The following is a 590-nucleotide window of genomic DNA, read 5'->3' as shown; positions in this document are numbered from 1 at the left end:
GGGCACGCCCGCGCTGGAGCCCCGGGTGCAGGCCCGGGGCGACGACGAGGTCGCGCAGCTGGCGGACGGCTTCAACGACATGGCGGCGCGCATCGACCGGACCCAGAAGGAGCTGCGCGAGGCCATCGCCATCCGGGACCAGTTCCTGTCCATGGCGAGCCATGAGCTGCGCACGCCGCTGACGCCCTTGAAGGCCACGCTGGAGCTGCTCATCCGCCAGGCCGAGTCCGGCACGGCGAATCCCGAGCGGCAGCGCGCCAGCCTGGAGCGGCTGAACCGGCAGGTGGACCGGCTGACGCGGCTGATTGGGGACATGCTGGACGTATCCCGGTTGCAGTCCGGGCGCTTCGCGCTGACGGTGGCGCCCATGGACCTGGCCGCGCTGGCGCGCGAGGTGATGGAGCGCATCCAGACCACGCGTCCGGAGCGCGAGGGGTTGTTGTCTTTGGAGGTCCCGGACGCGCCGCTGGTGGGCCGGTGGGACGAGCAGCGGTTGGATCAACTCCTGACGAACCTGGTGGAGAACGCCCTGCGCTACTCGCCGCCGGGGACGCCGGTGGTCGTGCGGGTGTTCGAGGAGGCGGACGCGG

1 protein-coding gene is annotated in these 590 nt (G+C 71.9%); it reads left to right on the top strand.

Annotation, left to right across the window (positions count from 1 at the left end; all coding sequences use genetic code 11):
• On the top strand, positions 1–590 hold a 590-nt coding region (locus tag D7X55_RS40170), incomplete at both ends, for a HAMP domain-containing sensor histidine kinase (protein ID WP_147470459.1).

Origin of the sequence: Corallococcus sp. AB049A (genome assembly GCF_003668885.1) — a bacterium.
Classification (GTDB): Bacteria; Myxococcota; Myxococcia; order Myxococcales; family Myxococcaceae; genus Corallococcus; species Corallococcus interemptor.
Note: the sequence above shows the minus strand (reverse complement) of the source record. Positions and strands in the feature narration are given on the sequence as shown.